Below are 19,565 nucleotides of genomic sequence, written 5' to 3' on the forward strand. Positions count from 1 at the left end.
CTCCTCTCGCCAGCCTGGTGGGCGCTTCGACAGGCTCAGCAACCCACCGGCGTCACGCCAGGCGAGCCGCCAGCTCGTCGATCTTGTCCGGGCGGAAGCCCGACCAGTGGTCCTCGTCGGTGACGACGACGGGCGCCTGCATGTAACCGAGCGCCTTCACCTGCTCGAGAGCGGCGGCGTCCTCGGAGAGGTCGTGGATCTCGTACTCGATGCCCTTGGCGTCGAGGGCTCGATAGGTGGCGTTGCACTGCACGCACGAAGGCTTCGTGTAGACCGTGATCGACATGGTGATGTCTCTCTTTCCCCTCAGATCCAGGTGTGTGACCGGCAGTACCCCCGCCGGGAGTTCAATACTACATATAGGGACGGACATTGGAAGCGACCACAAGGGGTAGTAGTTACATCCGTGTAGTTTTCCACCGTTCTCCCCTGTTACAACACAGCTTGTCCACGATTCCTTCCACAGGAGCGGCCCCCTCCGACGGGTCCGCGAACCGCGTGTTCCCGCGCTTCTGAGACGGCCCGCGCGAATCCATCCACAGGCGGCACGCTACGACGCCCCTCCGACATCGATCAGCCTGTGGAAAGAGCGCTTCGGCGTGTCGCGGCGTGTCGCGGCATCCGTCGTCTCGTGCTCCCCGCGGCGGGTGGATAGGGTTCTCTGGTGGCGGGATATCGTGACCTTCTTCGCACGCCGGGTGTCGCGCGGATGATCGCCGCGCAGCTGCTGGCGCGCTTCCCCAACGGCATGTCCAGCCTCGCGATCCTGTTGCACGTCGAGCAGACCACCGGTTCGTACGGCGCGGCGGGCATCGTGCTGGCTGCTGCATCGATCGGCCAGGCGGTCGCCGGCCCCGTGACCAGCCGCTGGATGGGTGCGTGGGGCATGCGCCGGGTGCTCACCCTCACTCTCGTGGTGTGCGTGCTCTCGGTGCTCGGCCTGGCCCTGCTGCCGCTGAACCTGCCCGGTTACATGGCTCTCGCCCTGCTCGCCGGCCTGTCCACGCCTCCGGTGCAGTCGGCGGTGCGCACGATCTACCCGAAGCTCGTGAACTCGGGCCAGCTCACCCCGCTGTTCTCACTGGACGCGTCGCTGCAGGAGATCATCTGGATCGTCGCGCCGGTCGTCATCACGCTCGTCTCCACCCAGGTCGGCACCGTGCAGGGGCTGCTGCTCGTCGCGATCATCCTCGTCATCGGCGGATCCTGGTTCATCCTGTCCCCCGAGGTCGGCCGGGTGCGCATCCCGCGCAGCCGCCGGGCGTTCGGCCGCGTCGTGCTCAAGCCACCGGTGATGCTCGCCACGGTGATCGGATTCCTGCTGATCGGCGCGTGCGCGGCGGTGGAGGTCGGCGTCGTCGCCACCTTCGGCCACGGCGGGCTGGAGGCGGGGCTGGTGCTGGCCGTCTTCTCGGTGGGCAGCCTCATCGGCGGACTCGCGTTCGGACACATCCCGATCGGTCCGTGGGCGATGGCGCGGCGCCTGCTGATCGTCACGGTGGGTCTCGCCCTGACGATGGTGATGCTGAACGTGTACTGGATCGGCGGCACGCTGCTGGTGGCGGGTCTCGGCGTCGCGCCCGCGCTGGCGGTGCTGTTCGCCATCACCACGGCGAGCGTCAAGTTCAGCGACACGGCAGAGGCGTTCGGCTGGGCCGGCACCGGTCAGCTGATCGGCGCCGCCGCCGGATCCGCCGTCGCCGGCATCCTCATCGACCTGAACGGTCCCAACGGCGCCTACCTCGCCGCCACCCTGTTCTCGCTGGTCGGGCTGGTCGTGTCAATCGCAGCGGTGCGAGCGTTCCCGGATCTGCGCGGCCGCGACCCCAGCCCGCACCCCGACACCGAGCCGGTGCAGGCGATCACGTCCTGATCGGCCCGGCGGCGTCTGCGCGCGGTCGTAGGCTGGACGCGTGCCCGCACCGCTCACCCTTCCCCGCCTGACCTGGGGCGACGGCCCGCGCCGCGCCCTGCTCGTGCACGGCCTCGGCTCGTCCGGGGCGCTGATGTGGCGCGTCGCCGTCGCGCTGGCGGATGCCGGCTGGCACGCCACCGCGGTCGACCTGCGCGGACACGGCGACGCGCCCCGCGCGCTCGACTACTCGGTCGCCGGATACGCCGCCGATATCGCCGCCACCGCCCCGCACGACGGCGGCGGGTGGGATGCCGTGATCGGCCACTCCCTCGGCGGCGCGGCCAGCACCGTCGCCGCGGCCGAGAACCCGCAGTGGACGCGCCGCCTGCTGCTCATCGACCCCGCCATCCACGTGGCCGGGCGCGACGCCGGCATCATCCGGCGCAGCCAGGAGCGGGCATTCGCGACGCCGTCGGAGGACACGGTGCGGGACGAGCATCCGCACTGGCATCTGCAGGACATCGAACTGAAGGTCGATGCGGTGCGCCGCGGCAGCAGATGGGCGGTGGAGCAGACCAGCGCCCAGAACCAGCGGTGGGACGTGCGCGCCGAGGCCGCGCGGCTGACCGTACCGACGCACATCGTCGGCGCGGACCCCGAGGTGTACAGCCTGTTCACCGGCGACCTCGCCGCTTCCGTGCTCGAGAACCCGCACGTGACGATGTCGATCGTGACCGGCGCCGGTCACTCCCCGCATCGCGACAAGCCCGAAGAGACGATCCGCCAGATCCTGGAGGCCCTGAAGTGCGACGTACTGAGCGACAGAAGGGAGTCGAAGTGAGCGCGTTCGACCCCACCGAGCACCTCCCCGACGACCTGCTGGAGCGCATCCGCGAGCGAGCGCCGATCCACGACCGCGAGAACACGTTCCCGCAGCAGGACCTCGACGAACTGCACGAAGCCGGCTACCTCGCCATCCTGGTCCCGGCCGACCGTGGCGGCGCCGGCCTCGGGCTCGAGCAGGCCGCGCTGCTGCAGCAGCGCCTCGCGACCGCCTCCCCTGCCACCGCCCTGGCCGTGAACATGCACCTCGTATGGACCGGTGTCGCCAAGGTGTTCGGCGACCGCGGCGTGCCGGGGCTCGAGTTCGTGCAGGACGGCGCCGTGGCCGGCGAGGTGTTCGCCTTCGGCATCAGCGAGGGCGGCAACGACCTGGTGCTGTTCGGCAGCGACACGGATGCCGTTCCGCAGCCCGACGGCGGATACGCGTTCACCGGCACGAAGATCTTCACCTCGCTCGCCCCGGTGTGGACCAGGCTCGGACTGCACGGCCTCGACACCACCAGCGCGGACGCACCCAAGCTCGTGTTCGCGTTCGTCGACAGGACGGATGCCGTCGTCACGAGCGACGACTGGGACACCCTCGGCATGCGCGGCACCCAGAGCCGCACCACCCGCCTGAACGGCGCCATCGCCGCCCCGGAACACGTGGTGCGACGGATCGATCCGGGACCGAACCCCGACCCCATCGTGTTCGGCATCTTCAGCGTGTTCGAGATCCTGCTGGCATCGGTGTACACCGGGATCGCCCGGCGCGCGCTGGACCTGTCTGTGTCGGCGGCGCAGACCCGGCGCTCGAAGAAGACGGGCACGACGTACAGTCAGGATCCCGACATCCGCTGGCGCATCGCCGACATGGCTCTCGCCTACGACGCCCTGCCGCCGCAGATCGCGGCGCTGGCGCGCGACGTCGACCAGTCGGCCGACCACGGCGCCCGCTGGTTCACCCTGCTGTCAGGGGTGAAGCACCGGGCCGTCACGATGGCGAAGCACGTCGTCGACCAGGCGATGCTCGTGTCGGGCGGGGGGTCGTACTTCACCGGCAACGAGCTGTCGCGGCTGTACCGTGACGTGCTGGCCGGCATGTTCCACCCCTCCGACCCCGAGTCCGCGCACGCCACCGCGGCGAGCGCGTGGCTGGGTCCGCTGGAGGGCTGACCTGAGAGGATGGGCGGCATGTCGCGTACACCGATGGCGCTGCTCTCCCCCGCCGACCAGGAGCGGCTGCGCGCGCTGCGCCGGATGAAGGCCGTGGCTCTGGGGGCGCTGGCGGTCATGGCCCTCGCCTTCGTGCTGGCGTTCTGGCTGCAGGAGCGGCACCCATGGCTGCAGTACGTGCGCGCAGCCGCCGAGGGCGGCATGGTGGGCGCGCTGGCCGACTGGTTCGCGGTGACCGCGCTGTTCCGGCATCCGCTCGGCATCCCCATTCCGCACACGGCGATCATCCCCAACCGCAAGGACGAGATCGGCCGCACTCTGGGGGAATTCGTCGAGACCAACTTCCTGGCCGGCCCTGTGGTGCGCGACAAACTGGCGACGACGGCGCTCTCGCGGCGGCTCGGCGAGTGGCTCCGCGACCCCTCACCCGCCGCCGACGGGCGCACTCACGCGGAACGGGTGGTCGCGGAGGCGTCCACGGCGGCCTCGGCCGTGCTGCGCGCGTTGGCCGACGAGGACGTGCAGGACCTGATCACCGACCTCGCGCGCGAGCATCTGATCGAGCCGGACTGGGCGCCCTCCGCCGGCGCCTGGCTGGAGCGGATCGTCGACGCCGACGCCCACCGTGGGGCGGTGGATCTGGCTGTGGACAGCATCGCGAACTGGCTGGACGGCAACGCGCACACGTTCAGCGGCCTGGTGTCGCGACGGCTGCCCGCCTGGGTGCCTCGTGTCGCCCAGCGACTGGTCGACGAGACGGTCTACCACGAGGCGGTGCGGTTCGTCGCGGCCGTGCAGGCCGATCCGCGGCATCCGGCCCGCCGAGCGCTGGACGGCTACCTCGCCCGGCTCGCGGCCGGCCTGCAGCACGACCCGGCGATGCGGCAGCGCTTCGAAGGCGCCAAGGCGGCCGTGTTCGACAGCCCGCGGGTGGGCGCGCTGGCCGCGGAGGTGTGGAACACCGCGAAGAACGGGCTGCTCACCGCCCTCGCCGATCCGCGGAGCGGTCTGCGCCGCCGGGCCGCGACGGCGGTGGCCGAGGTCGGTGACCGGCTCGCGACGGATGCCGCGCTGCAGGCGCGCGTGGACGGCTGGGCCATCGACGCGGCCGTGTTCCTCGTCGAGCGGTACCGCCACGACATCGCCTCGATCATCACCGACACCGTGGAGAAGTGGGACGCCGCGGAGACCACCGAGAAGATCGAACTGATGGTCGGGCGCGACCTGCAGTACATCCGTCTCAACGGCACGGTCGTCGGAGCCCTCGCGGGTCTGGCGATCTTCGCCGTCGCGCACGCCCTCATCCGCGGCGTCTGACCCGCCGCGCACCCCTCCCCGCGAGACTTCTCTTTCTGCATGAGACAGCACGCCAATCGGCCCGTCTCACGCTGGAACATAAGTCTCGCGGGCGGGGCGCGGCGGGTAGGACGTCAGCGGGCGGCGAGGGCGGCCAGCAACTCCAGAACGCACAGCGCCGCGAGGCGCACGGTGCGGCCGTCCTCGGCATCCGCGGTCGCGTCGACCTCGGCGAGGTCGGCGCTGACGATCCGCTCGTCGGCTGCCAGCGTCCGCACCAGGGCCCGCAGCTCCCACGCCGCGAAGCCGCCGGGGACGCTCGCCGGGCAGCCAGGCACGGCGGCGCGGTCGGCGGCGTCCACGTCGATGTCCAGGTGGATGCGCGCCCCCGCACCGGCGACGCGCAGGGCCTCGGCGGCGACATCGGCGACGCCTCGGCGGCGCACCTCGTCGAGCGTGATCACGCGGATGCCCCAGTCCGCGGCACGCCGAGCGTACGCGGCCGAGTTCGCGAAGTCCGCGATGCCGATCTGAACGATCCGAGTCGGGTCGATGCGCTCGGCCTCCGGCGCGTCCTGCACCAGGCGCCGCACCGGCGAGCCGTTGGACACCCCGTCGCGCAGGTCGAAGTGCGCGTCGATCGTGATCAGTCCGTCGGCGCCGGCCCCGCGGGCGACCGGATAGGTGAGCGAGTTGTCGCCCCCGAGTGCGATCACCAGCCGGGCAGCCTCGGAGAGCTCCCGCACGCGGGCCACCGCACGCTCGACACCCTCGTCGCCGTCCGGCTCCTGCACATCGCCGGCGTCGACGATGCGCAGCGCCTCGTTCAGGTCGACCGCCGGCGGACCCATCAACGTCGCGCTGTACCGGGGCAGCGCCTCGCGGATCGCAGCGGGCGTGGCATGCGCGCCGGTCGTCGAGAGCGATGTGCGCCAGGTGGGCACGCCGACGATGACGGCATCCGCGCGCTCGCCCTCGGCCGGTGCAGGCCACGATCCGGCGCGCGGCCAGAGCTCGTCATGCGGCAGAGCCATGCTGATCCTTTCGCCAGGCGGTCACGCCGTCCTTCCACACCTGCTTCACGAGCGGCACCCCGGGCCGGTAGGCCAGGTGCACGCGCGTGGGCGCGTCGAGCATCACGAGGTCGGCCCGCTTGCCCGGCGCGACGACGCCGATGTCGTCGCGCCGGAGTGCGGCGGCTCCCCCGGCTGTGGCGGCCCAGACCGCCTCGGCCGTCGTCATGCCCATGTCGCGCACCGCGACCGCGATGCAGAACGGCATCGAGCTGGTGAAGCTGGACCCGGGGTTGGTGTCGCAGGCCAGCGCGACGGTGACGCCGGCGTCGATGAGCCGGCGCGCGTCGGGGTACGGCTGACGGGTGGAGAACTCCACCCCGGGCAGCAGCGTCAGGACGGTGTCGGATGCCGCGAGCGCGGCGACATCGTCGTCGGTCAGGTAGGTGCCGTGGTCGACGGATGCCGCTCCCAGCTCCACCGCCAATCGCACGCCCTCGCCCGGACCGAGCTGGCTGGCGTGCACCCGCGGCATCAGGCCCCGGGCGATGCCCGCCTCCAGCACCCGCCGCGACTGCGGCACCGTGAAGGCACCGGTCTCGCAGAAGACGTCGATCCATTTCGCGTGCGGCGCGCAGGCGTCGAGCATGTCGCCGATCACGAGGTCGACGTACTCGTCGCCGCGGTCGGCATACTCGGCGGGGACGACGTGCGCGCCGAGGAAGGTCACCTCGGACGTCACCTCGGCCGCGAGCCGGACCAGGCGCTCCTCGGTGGGGACGTCCAGCCCGTAGCCGCTCTTGATCTCGACCGTGGTGGTGCCCTGCGCGAGCATCTCGTCGAGGAACCGGCGCACCCGGGTCCGCAGCTGGTCGTCGGTCGCCGTGCGAGTCGCGGCGACGGTCGAGCGGATGCCGCCTGCGGCGTACTTCTGCCCGGCCATGCGCGCCTCGAACTCGGCGGCGCGGTCGCCGCCGAACACGAGGTGGCTGTGGCTGTCCACGAACCCGGGGATGACGGCCCGTCCGGCCGCGTCGACGACCTCGCCGGCGGCCGGCGCCTGCGCGGTCGGGCCGACCCACGAGATCAGGCCATCCTCGATGAACACGGCCGCATCGTGCAGCATGCCGAAGCGGTCGGCCGCCGACCCTTCGGCAGGCTCAGGGCACGCGTTGGTGGTCAGCTCCCCGATGTTCGTGATCAGCAGATCGCTCACAGCATCGGCACCTTGAGGCCGCGCTCGCGGGCGACGTCGCGGGCGTGCTCGTAGCCGGCGTCGACGTGCCGCATGACTCCGGTGCCGGGGTCATTGGTCAGCACGCGCTCGAGCTTCTGCGCGGCGAGCTCTGTGCCGTCGGCGACGGTGACCTGACCGGCGTGGATGCTGCGGCCGATGCCGACACCGCCGCCGTGGTGCAGCGACACCCAGGCGGCGCCGGAGGCGGTGTTCAGCAGCGCGTTCAGGAGAGGCCAGTCGGCGATCGCGTCCGAGCCGTCCTTCATGGCCTCGGTCTCGCGGTACGGCGAGGCGACCGAGCCGGAGTCGAGGTGGTCACGGCCGATCACGATCGGCGCCTTCAGCTCGCCCGAGGCGACCATCTCGTTGAACTTCAGCCCCGCGAGGTGGCGCTCCTGGTAGCCGAGCCAGCAGATGCGGGCGGGCAGACCTTCGAAGTGCACCTTCTCGCCCGCCTTCTCAAGCCAGCGGTGCAGGGCCTTGTCCTCGGGGAACAGCTCCGCGATGGCGCGGTCGGTCTTGCGGATGTCCTCGGGGTCGCCGGACAGGGCGGCCCAGCGGAACGGTCCGCGGCCCTCTTCGAACTGCGGGCGGATGTACGCCGGCACGAACCCGGGGAACGCGAAGGCGCGGTCGAATCCGCCCAGCTGCGCCTCGGCGCGGATCGAGTTGCCGTAGTCGAACACCGCGGCGCCGGCATCCTGGAAATCGACCATGGCGCGCACGTGCGCCGCCATCGATTCGCGCGAGCGACGCGTGAACTCCTCCGGGTCGCGCTCCGCCTCGGCCTTCCAGTCCTCGACGGAGATGCCGATGGGCAGGTAGGCGAGCGGGTCGTGGGCGCTGGTCTGGTCGGTGACGATGTCGATCGGCACGCCCCGGCGGAACAGCTCGGGGAAGACCTCGGCGGCGTTGCCCACGATGCCCACCGAGAGCGCCTCGCCCGCCTCCTTGGCCGCCACGGCACGGGCGACGGCGGTGTCGAGGTCGGTGTGGTACTCGTCGAGGTAGCCGTGATCCACGCGGCGGGCCAGGCGAGTCTCGTCGACGTCGACGATGAGGCAGGCGCCCTCGTTGAGCGTCACTGCGAGCGGCTGGGCGCCGCCCATGCCGCCGGCGCCGCCGGTCAGCGAGAGGGTGCCCTTCAGGGAATCCTTGCCGAGCGAGCGCGCGACGGCCGCGAACGTCTCGTAGGTGCCCTGCAGGATGCCCTGCGAACCGATGTAGATCCACGAACCGGCGGTCATCTGGCCGTACATGGTCAGCCCGAGCGCCTCCAGACGGCGGAACTCTGGCCACGTCGCCCAGTCGCCCACCAGGTTGGAGTTGGCGATCAGCACCCGGGGCGCCCATTCGTGGGTGCGGAACACGCCGACGGGCTTGCCGGACTGCACCAGCAGCGTCTCGTCGGGCTCAAGCTCGTCGAGGGTGCGCACGATGGCGTCGTACGCCTCCCAGCTGCGCGCGGCGCGGCCGGTGCCGCCGTAGACGACGAGGTCCTCGGGGTGCTCGGCGACCTCGGGGTCGAGGTTGTTCATCAGCATCCGCTTGGCCGCCTCGGCGCCCCAGCTCTTCGCGGTGCGCTCGTTGCCGCGCGGGGCGCGGACCGTCCTGGTCGCGGTGGTGGTGTCAGACATTCGCGTGCTCCTTCGCAGTGCGGAGGACCTCGCCCGAGCGCACGAGCTCGGTGACGGCCTCCATGTCGGGTGAGAGGAAGTGGTCGGGTCCGGGGCCGTCGGCGACGGTTCGGACGAGGTCGCGGACCGCGCCGGTGGCGGGACCCGCCTGCAGCGGAGCGCGCAGGTCGAGCGCGCGGGCGCCGGTGAGGATCTCGATGGCGATCACGCGGGCCAGCCCGTCGATGGCGCGGCGCAGCTTGCGTGCGGCCGCCCAGCCCATCGACACGTGGTCCTCCTGCATCGCCGAGGAGGGGATGGAGTCGACGGATGCCGGTGCGGCGAGCCGCTTCAGCTCCGAAACGATGCCGGCGGCGGCGTACTGGGCGATCATGAGGCCGGAGTCCACGCCCACCTCGTGCGCGAGGAAGGGCGGCAGACCGTGGCTGCGCGCCGGGTCGAGAGCGCGGTCGGTGCGGCGCTCCGACACGGATGCCACATCGGCGACGGAGATCGCCAGGAAGTCGAGCACGGCGGCGACGGGGGCGCCGTGGAAGTTGCCGTTCGACTCGATGCGGCCGTCGGCGGTGACGACCGGGTTGTCGACGACGGACGCCAGCTCGCGCTCGGCGATCGTCGCGGCGTGTGCCATGGTGTCGCGGGCGGCACCATGCACCTGCGGCGAGCAGCGCAGGGAGTAAGCGTCCTGCACGCGGCCGTCCTCCGGGCCCTTGTGGCTGGCGACCATGGGCGACTCGCCGAGGAACGCGCGCAGGTTGGCGGCCGAGGTGGCCTGGCCGACCTGGGGGCGCAGCGCCATCAGGTCGGCGGCGAATACGGCGTCCGTACCCAGCTGCGACTCGATCGACATCGCGGCGGCGAGGTCTGCGGTGGTGACCAGCGTCTCGAGGTCGTGCAGCGCGAGCACCAGCATGCCGAGCATGCCGTCGGTGCCGTTGATCAGGGCGAGGCCCTCCTTCTCGAGCAGCACGAGCGGCTCGATGCCGGCGGCGGCGAGCGCCTCGGCGGCGGGACGGACCTCGGAGCCGGCCTGCTGCCCCGGCTCGACCACGCGCACGTGCCCTTCGCCCATCGCCGCCAGAGCGACGTGCGCGAGCGGCGCGAGGTCGCCGGAGCAGCCCAGCGAGCCGTACTCCCGGACGATCGGTGTGATGCCGGCGTTGAGCATGGCGACGTACGTGTCGACAACGACGGGCCGCACACCGGTGTGGCCCGAGGCGAGGGTCTGCAGCCGCAGCAGCTGCAGGGCGCGGACGACCTCGGTCTCCACTTCCGGACCGGTTCCGGCTGCGTGCGAGCGGATGAGGCTGACCTGCAGCTGCCGACGCCGCTCCGGGGCTATGAAGGTCGTCGCGAGAGCGCCGAATCCCGTGGACACGCCGTAGTGCGGCTTCGGGTCGGCGGCCATGCCGTCGATGACGGCCCGGGCCGCGGCGACACGCTCGCGGGCGGCGTCGGCGATCTCGACGGGAGCGTGGTGGCGGGCGACGGCGACGACGTCCGACGGCGTGAGGGGCGTCGCACCGATGACGATCGGAGAGGAATGCTGCATATGTCGATTCCACACCGGAAAGGCACGCCGCGCACGGCCCTTCATCGGGATTGGGTCTGGGATATCAGACAGCGCAGCGGAAGACGATGCAGCGGTCGTGCGGGTCGACGACACCGCCAGCATATGTGCGGACAGCACATTCGGAGCCAGAGATTGTGCTTCTCGCCCATACCCAGCGGTGCCCCGTCTCGTTACGCTGGCCGCACCCTGTCCCCCTTTCCCGAAGGACCCTCATGGCTCGTCTGACGCACGCCGACGACTTCGCTCTCTCCCGAGTGACGCCGGCGGCACGCAAGCCCTGGTTCGGAATCGCAGTGCAGCGATTCGGCCAGGTCTCCGCGCTCTCGCAGTTCCTGCTGGGCGCCACTCTCGGCTACAGCATGACTTTCGGCGAGGCCGTCCTCGCCTTCCTGTTCGGCTCCCTCATCCTTGAGGTGATCATGTGCGTGGTCGGCTTCATCGGCCAGCGCGAGGGTCTGAACACCGCGCTGCTCGCCCGCTGGACCGGCTTCGGCGAGATCGGCGCCTCGCTCGTCGGCCTCGCGATCGGGATCAGCCTGATCGGGTGGTTCGGCATCCAATCCGCGATCTCGGCGCAGTCGTTGGACGCCCTCATGCCCGGAGCGCTGCCGGTGTGGGCCTGGAGCCTCCTGTTCGGTCTGCTCGTCACCGCGATCGTGGCCTTCGGATTCGTCGGGATGCAGTGGCTTGCGAACGTCACCGTGCCCCTGTTCCTGATCCTCGTGGGGTGGTCGGTCGTGAGTGAGCTCAGCCGTCACGACCTGGGTGAACTGCTCACCGGCCCCTCACCCGGTCCGACCATGAGCGTGTGGACCGGCACCGGCATCGTGGCGGGCGGTCTCATCGTCGGCGCCATCATCACCGGCGACATGACCCGGTTCAACCGGTCGCGTGCCGATGTGGTGAAGCAGACGGTCGTGGGCGTCTCGCTCGGCGAGTTCGTCATCGGACTGGCCGGCGTCCTGCTCGCCCACGCTGCGGGCACGGGTGACATCGTGGCGATCGTGACCTCGTCGGTGGGCTTCATCGGGCTGTTCATCGTGCTCACGGGTACGTTGAAGATCAACGACTGGAACCTGTACTCCTCCACGCTCGGGCTGGTGAACTTCATCTCCACCGCGTTCGGACGGAACCTGCACCGCGTCACGACCACCATCGTGCTGGGCGTCGTCGGTTCGGTGCTCGCCGCGGTCGGCATCCTCGGGCAGTTCACCCAGTTCCTCATCGTGCTGAGCGTCGCGTTCCCGCCGATCGCGGGCATCATGGTCGCCGAATACTACATCGTCCGCCGCTGGCGGCCCGAGTTGGACGCCACCCGCGACGCCGGGACGCTGCCCGCGACCGCGCCGCGCCTGGTTCCGGCGACCATCGTGGTCTGGTTCGTCTCCTCCCTGGTCGGGTACTTCGTCACCTGGGGTATCCCGTCCCTGCTGAGCCTGTTCCTGTCGATGGTCCTGTACGTGGTCGCAGGCAAGCTCGGCCTCGTCCGGGGCGTTGGCACGGCCACCACGATCCAGGCTTCACCGGCCGACTCGGTGCCCACCAGAGCCTGAGCGCCGCGACAGACTTCCACGAGAAAGCGAGAACAATGCACATCGGCATCGACGTCGGCGGAACCAACACGGACGCCGTGCTCATGGACGGCACCCGCACACTGGCCGGGGTGAAGCACTCCACCACCCCCGATGTCACGAGCGGGATCGTGCAGGCGATCGAGGATCTGCGGGCGCGACACGCCTTCGAGGGATCCGACATCGACGCCGTGATGATCGGCACCACGCACTTCATCAACGCCCTGGTGCAGGCCAGCCGGCTCGCCCCGACCGCCGCCCTCCGTCTCGGACTCCCGGCAACGCGGGCGCTGCCTCCGCTGGTGGACTGGCCCGACGCGCTCGTCGAGGCCACCCGCGCCCGCAGCTACCTGGCGCACGGCGGCTATGAGTTCGACGGACGGCCGATCTCACCGATCGACCCGGACGAGCTGCGCGCCCAGGCCGAGGACATGAAGGCGCACGGCATCCGCTCGGTGGCCGTCTCGTCGGTCTTCAGCCCGGTCAACCACGACCTGGAGGTGCGTGCGGCGGAGATCATCTCCGAGGTCCTCGGCGACGACGTGGCGATCTCGCTCTCGCACGAGATCGGCAGGATCGGCATCCTCGAGCGCGAGAACGCCACGATCATCAATGCCGCCCTCCGCGAACTGGCATCGGAGATCGTCGATGGGCTCACCTCCGCGGTGCGAGCCCAGGGCATCGAGGCGCCCATCTTCCTCAGCCAGAACGACGGCACCCTGATGGACGAAGACTACGTCCGGCGGTACCCGGTCGCCACATTCGCCTCAGGGCCGACAAACTCCATGCGCGGGGCGGCAGCGACAAGCGGTCTGGACGATTGCGCGGTCATCGACGTGGGCGGCACCACCGCCGACATCGGCTTGCTGGTGTCCGGGTTCCCCCGCGAGACCGCGAACGAGGTCAAGGTCGCCGGCATCCGCACGAACTTCCGCATGCCCGACGTGCTGTCACTCGGCATCGGCGGCGGCAGCATCGTCGACACCGAGACCGGCGAGGTCGGGCCGGCGTCGGTCGGCTATCGCCTGACCACGGAGGCGCTCGTGTTCGGCGGCTCCACGCTGACGGCGACCGACATCGCGGTGGCGGCGGGCCGCGCACAGGTGGGCGACCCGTCGAAGGTCGCGCACCTGGATCCGGCGTTCGTCACGCGGGTGCTGGACCGGATCGCCGAGCGGGTCGCCGAGGCGGTGGACAGGATGCGCACATCGCCGGAGCCGATCCCGGTCGTGGCGGTCGGCGGAGGATCGATCCTGCTTCCCGAGGAGCTGCCCCTTTTCGGTGCCGTGCACCGTCCGGAGAACTACGCGGTGGCCAACGCCATCGGCGCGTCCATCGCGCAGGTCGGCGGCGAGATCGACAAGGTCTACGCGATCGACCCCGGTCGACGCGACGAGACGATCGCGGCGGTGCGGGCGGAGGCCGTGGACAAGGCGATCGCCGCCGGTGCCAAGCCGTCCACGGTGGAGATCATCGACTTCGACGAGGTTCCGATCCCCTACCTCCCGGGGAACGCCACACGCATCCGCGTCAAGGCGGTCGGCGACCTGGACATGGGAGCCTGACGTGGCGTGGCGTATCGACACCGAGCAGATCGAGGACCTCGCCCGCGGTGCCGCATTGTTCGGCACCGGTGGCGGAGGTGACCCGTACATCGGCGCGCTGCTGGCTCGCCAGGCGCTCGCGTCGGGCCCGGTCGAGGTGCTCGCCCTCGAGGAGGTGCCGGATGATGCCCTCGTGCTGTTCGTCGCGATGATGGGGGCGCCCACGGTGATGGTCGAGAAGCTGCCCAGCCTGGACGAGGTCGTGGAGCCGGTGCGCGCGCTCGGCACGTACCTCGGCCGACCGGTGACCCATATCGCGTGTGCCGAGGTCGGCGGCGTCAACTCCACCATCCCCATTGCGGCGGCCGCCGCGCTCGGGCTGCCGCTGGTCGACGCCGACGGCATGGGGCGCGCGTTCCCCGAGCTGCAGATGGTGCTGCCGACGTTGTCCGGCGTCACCGCCTCCCCTCTCGCCCTGAGCGACGAGAAGGGCAACGTCGCAGTGCTGCAGACCATCGACAACAGCTGGACGGAGCGGATCGCCCGCGTCGCCACGGTCGAGATGGGCTGCTCCACCATGATCGCGGGCTTTTCGATGTCCGGTGTCGAAGCGAGGGGCGCGCTCGTCGCGGGGTCTCTTTCACGCTGCATCGAGGTGGGTCACGGCATCGCCGCAGCCCGTGCCGACAAGACCGACCCGGTCGCCGCCGCGGTCGGCCTGCTGGGCGGCCGCGAACTGTTCGCCGGCAAGGTGGTCGATGTGCAGCGCGCCACGACCACCGGATTCGCGCGCGGACGCGCACGGATCGACGGCGACGCAGGCTCCTCTCTCGTGCTGCAGTTCCAGAACGAGCACCTGGTGGCCGAGTCCGACGGCGACGTCCTCGCCACGACTCCGGACCTCATCATGGTCGTCGAGGGGGAGACCGGGGAGCCGGTCACGACCGAGGGTCTGCGGTACGGTCAGCGCGTGCGTGTGATCGCCGCGCCGGCCGACGAGCGCTGGCACTCCCCCGCCGCACTCGCGATGGTAGGGCCGAAGTACTTCGGGTACGACATGCCCGCTCACCGCTTCGACGGCTCGGTCTCCGCGGCCTCGGCGTCCGCCGGCACGCTCGCCGGCAGGGAGACCACAGCGTGAGCTGGCAGCTGACTGCGGCCGACCTTCCGGACCTCGCCCGCGGCGCCACCCTGCTCGGCACCGGAGGCGGCGGCGACCCGTACATCGGCAAGATGCTCGTGGAGCAGGTGCTCGGCGACAGGACCATCACGATCCTCGATCCCGACGACCTCGCCGTCGACCAGTTCGTGATCCCCACCGCGCAGATGGGCGCGCCGACCGTCATGGTGGAGAAGATCCCGGCCGGTACCGAGCCCACGCTCTCCCTGCGCATCCTGGAGGAGCACCTCGGCCGACGCGCGGACGCGACCATGCCGATCGAATGCGGCGGCATCAACTCGATGATCCCGCTCGTTGTGGCCGCCGAGACGGGGCTGCCCGTCGTCGACGCCGACGGCATGGGGCGGGCCTTCCCCGAGCTGTCCATGGAGACCTTCGCCGTGTACGGCGTGCACGGTTCGCCTCTCGCCCTCGCCGGCGAACGCGGCGAACGGGTCATCATCGACACCGGGGAAGACGACCGGCAGATGGAGTGGCTCGCACGCGCGGTGACGATCCGCCTGGGCGGGGTGGGGCACATCGCCGAATACGCGATGTCCGGCGCCGACGTCCGGCGTACCGCGGTGCCGCGGACGCTCTCGATGGCGCTCGCCCTCGGTCGTGCGATCCGGCACGCCCGCGAGGAGCACCGTTCACCGTTCGTCGCCATCGCCGACGTTCTTTCGACCACGCTGTATTCGCACGTGCGCGAACTGTGCGTCGGCAAGGTCATCGACGTGGAGCGGCGCACCACCGAGGGCTTCGCGAAGGGCCGAGCGCTCATCGCCCCGGTGGCCGGCACAGCGCGAGAGCCGTTCGAGATCACGTTCCAGAACGAGAACCTCGTTGCGCGGCACGGCGGCGAGGTCGTTGCGATCGTGCCCGACCTCATCTGCGTGGTCGACCACGAGAGCGCCGAGCCGATCACGACGGAGGGACTCCGCTACGGGCAGCGGGTCAAGGTGCTGGGCATCTCCACACCGGCGATGATGCGCACGCCCGCAGCGCTGGCGGCGTTCGGTCCGGCCGCCTTCGGGCTGTCGGAGCAGTTCCGGCCCGTGGAGGAACTCGCAGTGCCGGCATCCGCCCAACTCTGACATCCGCCCGGGGAACAGCACCTAGGCTGGGACGCATGGTGCGGCTGCTGGCGCGAGAGGACCTGGCGGCGCTCGCACGCGGGTACGCACTGCTCGGTTCCGGCGGCGGCGGAACCACGACGATGCTCGAGCTGATGCTCGCCCGGGCCGAGTCGTGGCCCATCCCGGTGTCAGGCGTCGACGACCTCGACGCCGCCGCCCCCTGCCTCGGTGCGGCCTTCGTCGGCTCCACGATGCTGCTGGGTGAGCGGATGCCGGGCTGCGATCCCTTCGGGCCGCTCATCGCGGCGGTGGAGCGCTGGCTCGGCACGCGGGTTCCCGCGGTGTGCTCGCTCGAGGGCGGCGGCATGAACGGCCTGGTGCCACTGCTGCTCGCCCCGGACCGCACGATCGTGGACGCGGACGGCACGGGTCGCGCCGTGCCGAGCCTCGATCAGATGTCGCTGTTCGTCGACCGCGTGCCAGGGCTCGTGTTCGCCTGCGAGTCCGGCGCCGGTGGCGTGACGCTGGTGGAGACCGACCGCGCGATCGACGCGGAACGGATCGTCCGCGCGGCGATCATCCAGGCCGGCGGCGCGGGCGCAGCCGTGCTCGCGGGCTTCACCGTCGGTGATCTGCGCGAGCACGCCATCGGCGGCCATCTGGAGCGGGCGCTGAGCCTGGGCGCGAGCTACCTCGCCGCGGCGACCTCCGAGCCCGCTGCTCTGGCCGCAGCGCTGGGCGGACGGATGCTGACGACCGGCCGGATCACTGCCGCCTCGCCCTTCGTCGTCGATCCGCACGTGAGCACGATCGAGATCGCCGGAGACGACGGGGGCGTGCACCGGCTGATCGCGCGGTCGGAGACGCTGGCGATGCTGAGCGACGGAGCTCTCGTCGCAGCGACGCCGACCATCATCGCCGTGATCGACGCGCTCTCCCGTGAAGTGCTGGAGGTGGCGGACCTGACACCCGGGCGGTACGTCATCGTGCTCTCGCTTCCCGCTCCGGAGTGGTGGAGTGGCCGCAGCGAGCGCCTGCAACGGGTGCGCCCGTCCGCGTACGGGCTCGCCGATCTGGACGCCGCATGAGCGCCGTGCTGAGCCTGGGCGCCCTGCACGGCCAGCCCGACAACGGCGGGCTTCAGCATGTCGCGGGGCCGGCTGAGGCGACGTGGGGCTCCGCCGCGGTGGAGGCTGATGAAGCCGACCTGGCGAACAGCGTGGACGCGGGACTCGCGATCCTCACCGCACCAGCACCGATCGCTCCGTGGCAGCAGGACGCTCTCCTGCGGCGGGTGCACGAACGCGGTTACCGTGCGCTGGCCGTGCCGCAAGCCTCGGCGATGGACCCGGGGACTCGACGTCTCGCCGATCGCCTGGGGCTCACGCTGCTCGACGTGGCCCGCCCGATCGTGCTCGCCCGCACCTGCTGGATGCTGACAGAAGGACGTGACGCCCTCACTCTCGGGCTGGTGCGCAAGGTCGCGCAGTCGTTCGAGTACTCCGCAGCGGATCTCGCGGATCTACTCGGGCACTTGGCGTCGAATCTCGGTCACGCAGTCGCGCTGATCGACGCCGACGGGGTGGTGCACCAGGCGGGCGGGCAGCTCGACGATCAGCTCCACGCCGTCATCGACTTCGAACGGTGGGTGGACATCGCCAGAGTCGGCGCATCCGCCGCCGCGTCCGTGCGCGTGGACAGCCCCACCCGCACCGGACTGCGGCTCGCCCTGTTCGGGGCGGGGCTCGGCGAGTCGCAACTCGCCGCACTGTCGGTCGCAGCCGAAATCGCGATGCCCGCCGTCGCCGCGCGGATTCTCATCGACGAAGTCGCGGAGGTTAACGACGTGTCGGTCTCGTCCGCCCTGCTGCGCGACTTCCTCGAGCTCGGTGCCGCGCCGGATGCCGAGGTGGAGCGACGCATGAGCGAGCGCGGCTGGCGGACCAGCGGCAGCCACCTCGGGTTCAGGATGCGTGGAACCGGCCGGATCGAACCGCTCCCCCTGCTGCGGTCCGTGAACGCCGAGCTGCGGACGATCGGTGTCGAGGCGCACGCCACCACAGCCGGCCGCGGGGTGACTGGCTGGCTCAGCTTTCCCGGCCAGCCCGAACCCGCCGTGGTCGAGCGTTTCGCAGCCGCACTCCGCGAACTGCACGTGCGGATCCGCCGTGCCTTCCCGGTGGCTACAGGGGTCGGCTCCCTCCGCAGTGGCGCCGCCGGGCTGGCGACGACGCTGGACGAGGCAGCGGATGCCGCGCGGATCGCCGCCGTCCGCTCCGCGACGGGGTGGTTCGTCCGGGTGGACAGCCTCGGACTGGAGCAGCTTCTCCTCGCATGGACCGACAACGACACGTTCGTCCCGGCAGCGGCGTCCCTCCTGGCGCCGCTGGCGCACGCGGGAGGCGAACTGCTCGAGACGCTTGCCGCCTATCTCGATCATGAGTCGGGTCTGGCTGCGACCGCGACCGCGCTCGGTGTGCACCGCAACACCGTCGCCATCCGCATCAGACGAGTGCAGGAACTGCTCGGTCTGGATTTCGATGACCCCGGCGCGCGACTCGCCGTTCACCTCGCATGCCGTGCGGTCCTGTCACGACCGGACGGCGACCGCGCTCCGCGCTCGGAGCCCGGCATGGCATCCTGAGAGCGTGACTCCGAGCCCCGACGCCGTACCGGACGGCGACCGTCCGCAGGTACCGGCCGCGGACCAGACGCTGCGGATCCTCCGCCACCTGGCCCGGCGCCCCGCGCCGGTCGCCGCGTCGGCGCTGGCGCGCGATCTCGGCATTCCGCGCTCGACGGTGTACCACCTGCTGGCCACGCTCGAGGCGCACGGGTTCGTCGTGCATCTTGCGCAGGAACGGCGGTGGGGCCTCGGCACGAGCGCTTTCGAGCTCGCCGGCGGGTACGCCCGGCAGGAACCGCTCGCGCGCCTGGGGCGGCCGCTGGTCGCGGGCCTGGCGGACCGGCTCGGCGAGAGCGCGCATCTCGCGGTGATGAGCGGACGCGACGTGCTGTACATCGTCGAGGAACGCGCGGTGCGCCGGCCCGCCCTGGTGACCGAAGTGGGCGTGCGGCTGCCGGCGCATCTGACCGCCACCGGGCGCGCGATGCTCGCCGCGCTCCCCGCCTCACAGGTTCGTGCCCTGTACCCGGACGCGTCGGCGTTCACGGACCGAACGGGGCGGGGCCCGACCCGTCCGTCCGAGTTGCGGGAGTTGCTGCGCGACGTGCGCAGGACCGGCCTTGCGACCGAGGACGGCGAGGTGTCGATCGGATTCCGTTCCGTCGCGGTCGCTGTGCGCGATCATGCCGGCTGGCCGGCAGCGGCGATCGCGGTCACGTGGGAGCACACCGAGGTCTCGACGGATCGGATCGCGGATGCCGTCGGCGAGGCCGCAGGGTCGCTCGCCCGTCGCCTGGGTGCGGGGAACCGGAGCTGAACCAAGAAAAGCCACCCGAGACCGGGTGGCTTTCTGTTGAGGTGTTAACGCAAGATGGCCACCCAGCTTTGGGTGGCCATCTTGCTTAAGAGAAGTCCGGCGGTGTCCTACTCTCCCACAGGGTCCCCCCTGCAGTACCATCGGCGCTGTGAGGCTTAGC

16 protein-coding genes and 1 rRNA gene are annotated in these 19,565 nt (G+C 71.1%); 11 read left to right on the forward strand and 6 right to left on the reverse strand.

Features of this window, described 5'->3' with window-relative positions:
- Positions 1-52: 52 nt before the first annotated feature.
- Complete coding sequence (gene nrdH, locus RIF65_RS12045; RefSeq protein WP_292701083.1) at positions 53-286, reverse strand: glutaredoxin-like protein NrdH; 234 nt, start codon at positions 284-286, stop codon at positions 53-55.
- Positions 287-664: 378 nt separating this feature from the next.
- Between nrdH and RIF65_RS12050 the strand changes: the two genes are divergently transcribed.
- Genes RIF65_RS12050 through RIF65_RS12065 form a run of 4 tightly spaced genes read left to right on the forward strand, consistent with a single transcriptional unit; the run spans position 665 to position 5,170 of the window.
- Positions 665-1,873: an MFS transporter gene (locus tag RIF65_RS12050; RefSeq protein WP_309065679.1), complete on the forward strand. Its 1,209-nt coding sequence runs from the start codon at positions 665-667 to the stop codon at positions 1,871-1,873.
- Positions 1,874-1,913: 40 nt separating this feature from the next.
- Complete coding sequence (locus RIF65_RS12055) at positions 1,914-2,696, forward strand: alpha/beta fold hydrolase (protein ID WP_309065678.1); 783 nt, start codon at positions 1,914-1,916, stop codon at positions 2,694-2,696.
- Entirely contained in the window at positions 2,693-3,853 is a 1,161-nt protein-coding gene (locus tag RIF65_RS12060) for an acyl-CoA dehydrogenase family protein (protein ID WP_309065677.1), read from the forward strand. Before RIF65_RS12055 ends, RIF65_RS12060 begins: the two co-directional genes overlap by 4 nt.
- Positions 3,854-3,871: 18 nt before the next feature.
- Positions 3,872-5,170, forward strand: a complete 1,299-nt coding sequence (locus RIF65_RS12065) for a DUF445 domain-containing protein (RefSeq protein WP_309065676.1) — start codon at positions 3,872-3,874, stop codon at positions 5,168-5,170.
- A 113-nt stretch (positions 5,171-5,283) separates the two neighbouring features.
- On the opposite strand, the gene RIF65_RS12070 is transcribed toward RIF65_RS12065, so the two are convergent.
- The 4 genes from RIF65_RS12070 to hutH are packed head-to-tail and all read right to left on the reverse strand — an operon-like array spanning position 5,284 to position 10,588.
- Positions 5,284-6,183, reverse strand: a complete 900-nt coding sequence (locus RIF65_RS12070; RefSeq protein ID WP_309065675.1) for an arginase family protein — start codon at positions 6,181-6,183, stop codon at positions 5,284-5,286.
- Complete coding sequence (hutI, locus tag RIF65_RS12075) at positions 6,167-7,378, reverse strand: imidazolonepropionase (RefSeq protein ID WP_309065674.1); 1,212 nt, start codon at positions 7,376-7,378, stop codon at positions 6,167-6,169. The genes RIF65_RS12070 and hutI overlap by 17 nt, the downstream gene beginning before the upstream one ends.
- Positions 7,375-9,036, reverse strand: a complete 1,662-nt coding sequence (hutU, locus tag RIF65_RS12080) for a urocanate hydratase (protein ID WP_309065673.1) — start codon at positions 9,034-9,036, stop codon at positions 7,375-7,377. The genes hutI and hutU overlap by 4 nt, the downstream gene beginning before the upstream one ends.
- The gene (hutH, locus tag RIF65_RS12085) at positions 9,029-10,588 is read right to left on the reverse strand and encodes a histidine ammonia-lyase (RefSeq protein ID WP_309065672.1); all 1,560 of its coding nucleotides are present in this window, start codon (positions 10,586-10,588) and stop codon (positions 9,029-9,031) included. Before hutH ends, hutU begins: the two co-directional genes overlap by 8 nt.
- Before the next feature lie 233 nt (positions 10,589-10,821).
- On the opposite strand from hutH, the gene RIF65_RS12090 reads away from it, so the two are divergent.
- The 7 genes from RIF65_RS12090 to RIF65_RS12120 are packed head-to-tail and all read left to right on the forward strand — an operon-like array spanning position 10,822 to position 19,405.
- A complete protein-coding gene (locus tag RIF65_RS12090; protein WP_309065671.1) occupies positions 10,822-12,162 on the forward strand; it encodes a purine-cytosine permease family protein in 1,341 nt (446 codons plus the stop codon).
- Between the two features lie 35 nt (positions 12,163-12,197).
- Positions 12,198-13,745, forward strand: a complete 1,548-nt coding sequence (locus RIF65_RS12095) for a hydantoinase/oxoprolinase family protein (RefSeq protein WP_309065670.1) — start codon at positions 12,198-12,200, stop codon at positions 13,743-13,745.
- Position 13,746: 1 nt separating this feature from the next.
- Complete coding sequence (locus tag RIF65_RS12100) at positions 13,747-14,865, forward strand: DUF917 domain-containing protein (protein ID WP_309065669.1); 1,119 nt, start codon at positions 13,747-13,749, stop codon at positions 14,863-14,865.
- Positions 14,862-15,980: a DUF917 domain-containing protein gene (locus tag RIF65_RS12105; RefSeq protein WP_309065668.1), complete on the forward strand. Its 1,119-nt coding sequence runs from the start codon at positions 14,862-14,864 to the stop codon at positions 15,978-15,980. The genes RIF65_RS12100 and RIF65_RS12105 overlap by 4 nt, the downstream gene beginning before the upstream one ends.
- A 35-nt stretch (positions 15,981-16,015) precedes the next feature.
- On the forward strand, positions 16,016-17,050 hold the full coding sequence (locus tag RIF65_RS12110) for an S-methyl thiohydantoin desulfurase domain-containing protein (protein ID WP_309065667.1): 1,035 nt from the start codon (positions 16,016-16,018) through the stop codon (positions 17,048-17,050).
- Entirely contained in the window at positions 17,047-18,606 is a 1,560-nt protein-coding gene (locus RIF65_RS12115; protein WP_309065666.1) for a PucR family transcriptional regulator, read from the forward strand. Before RIF65_RS12110 ends, RIF65_RS12115 begins: the two co-directional genes overlap by 4 nt.
- Positions 18,607-18,610: 4 nt before the next feature.
- Complete coding sequence (locus RIF65_RS12120; RefSeq protein ID WP_309065665.1) at positions 18,611-19,405, forward strand: IclR family transcriptional regulator; 795 nt, start codon at positions 18,611-18,613, stop codon at positions 19,403-19,405.
- Positions 19,406-19,499: 94 nt separating this feature from the next.
- Here RIF65_RS12120 and rrf read toward each other — a convergent pair.
- A 5S ribosomal RNA gene (gene rrf, locus RIF65_RS15165) occupies positions 19,500-19,565 on the reverse strand; the annotation flags it as partial.

The organism is Microbacterium sp., assembly GCF_031180975.1.
Lineage (GTDB): Bacteria > Actinomycetota > Actinomycetes > Actinomycetales > Microbacteriaceae > Microbacterium.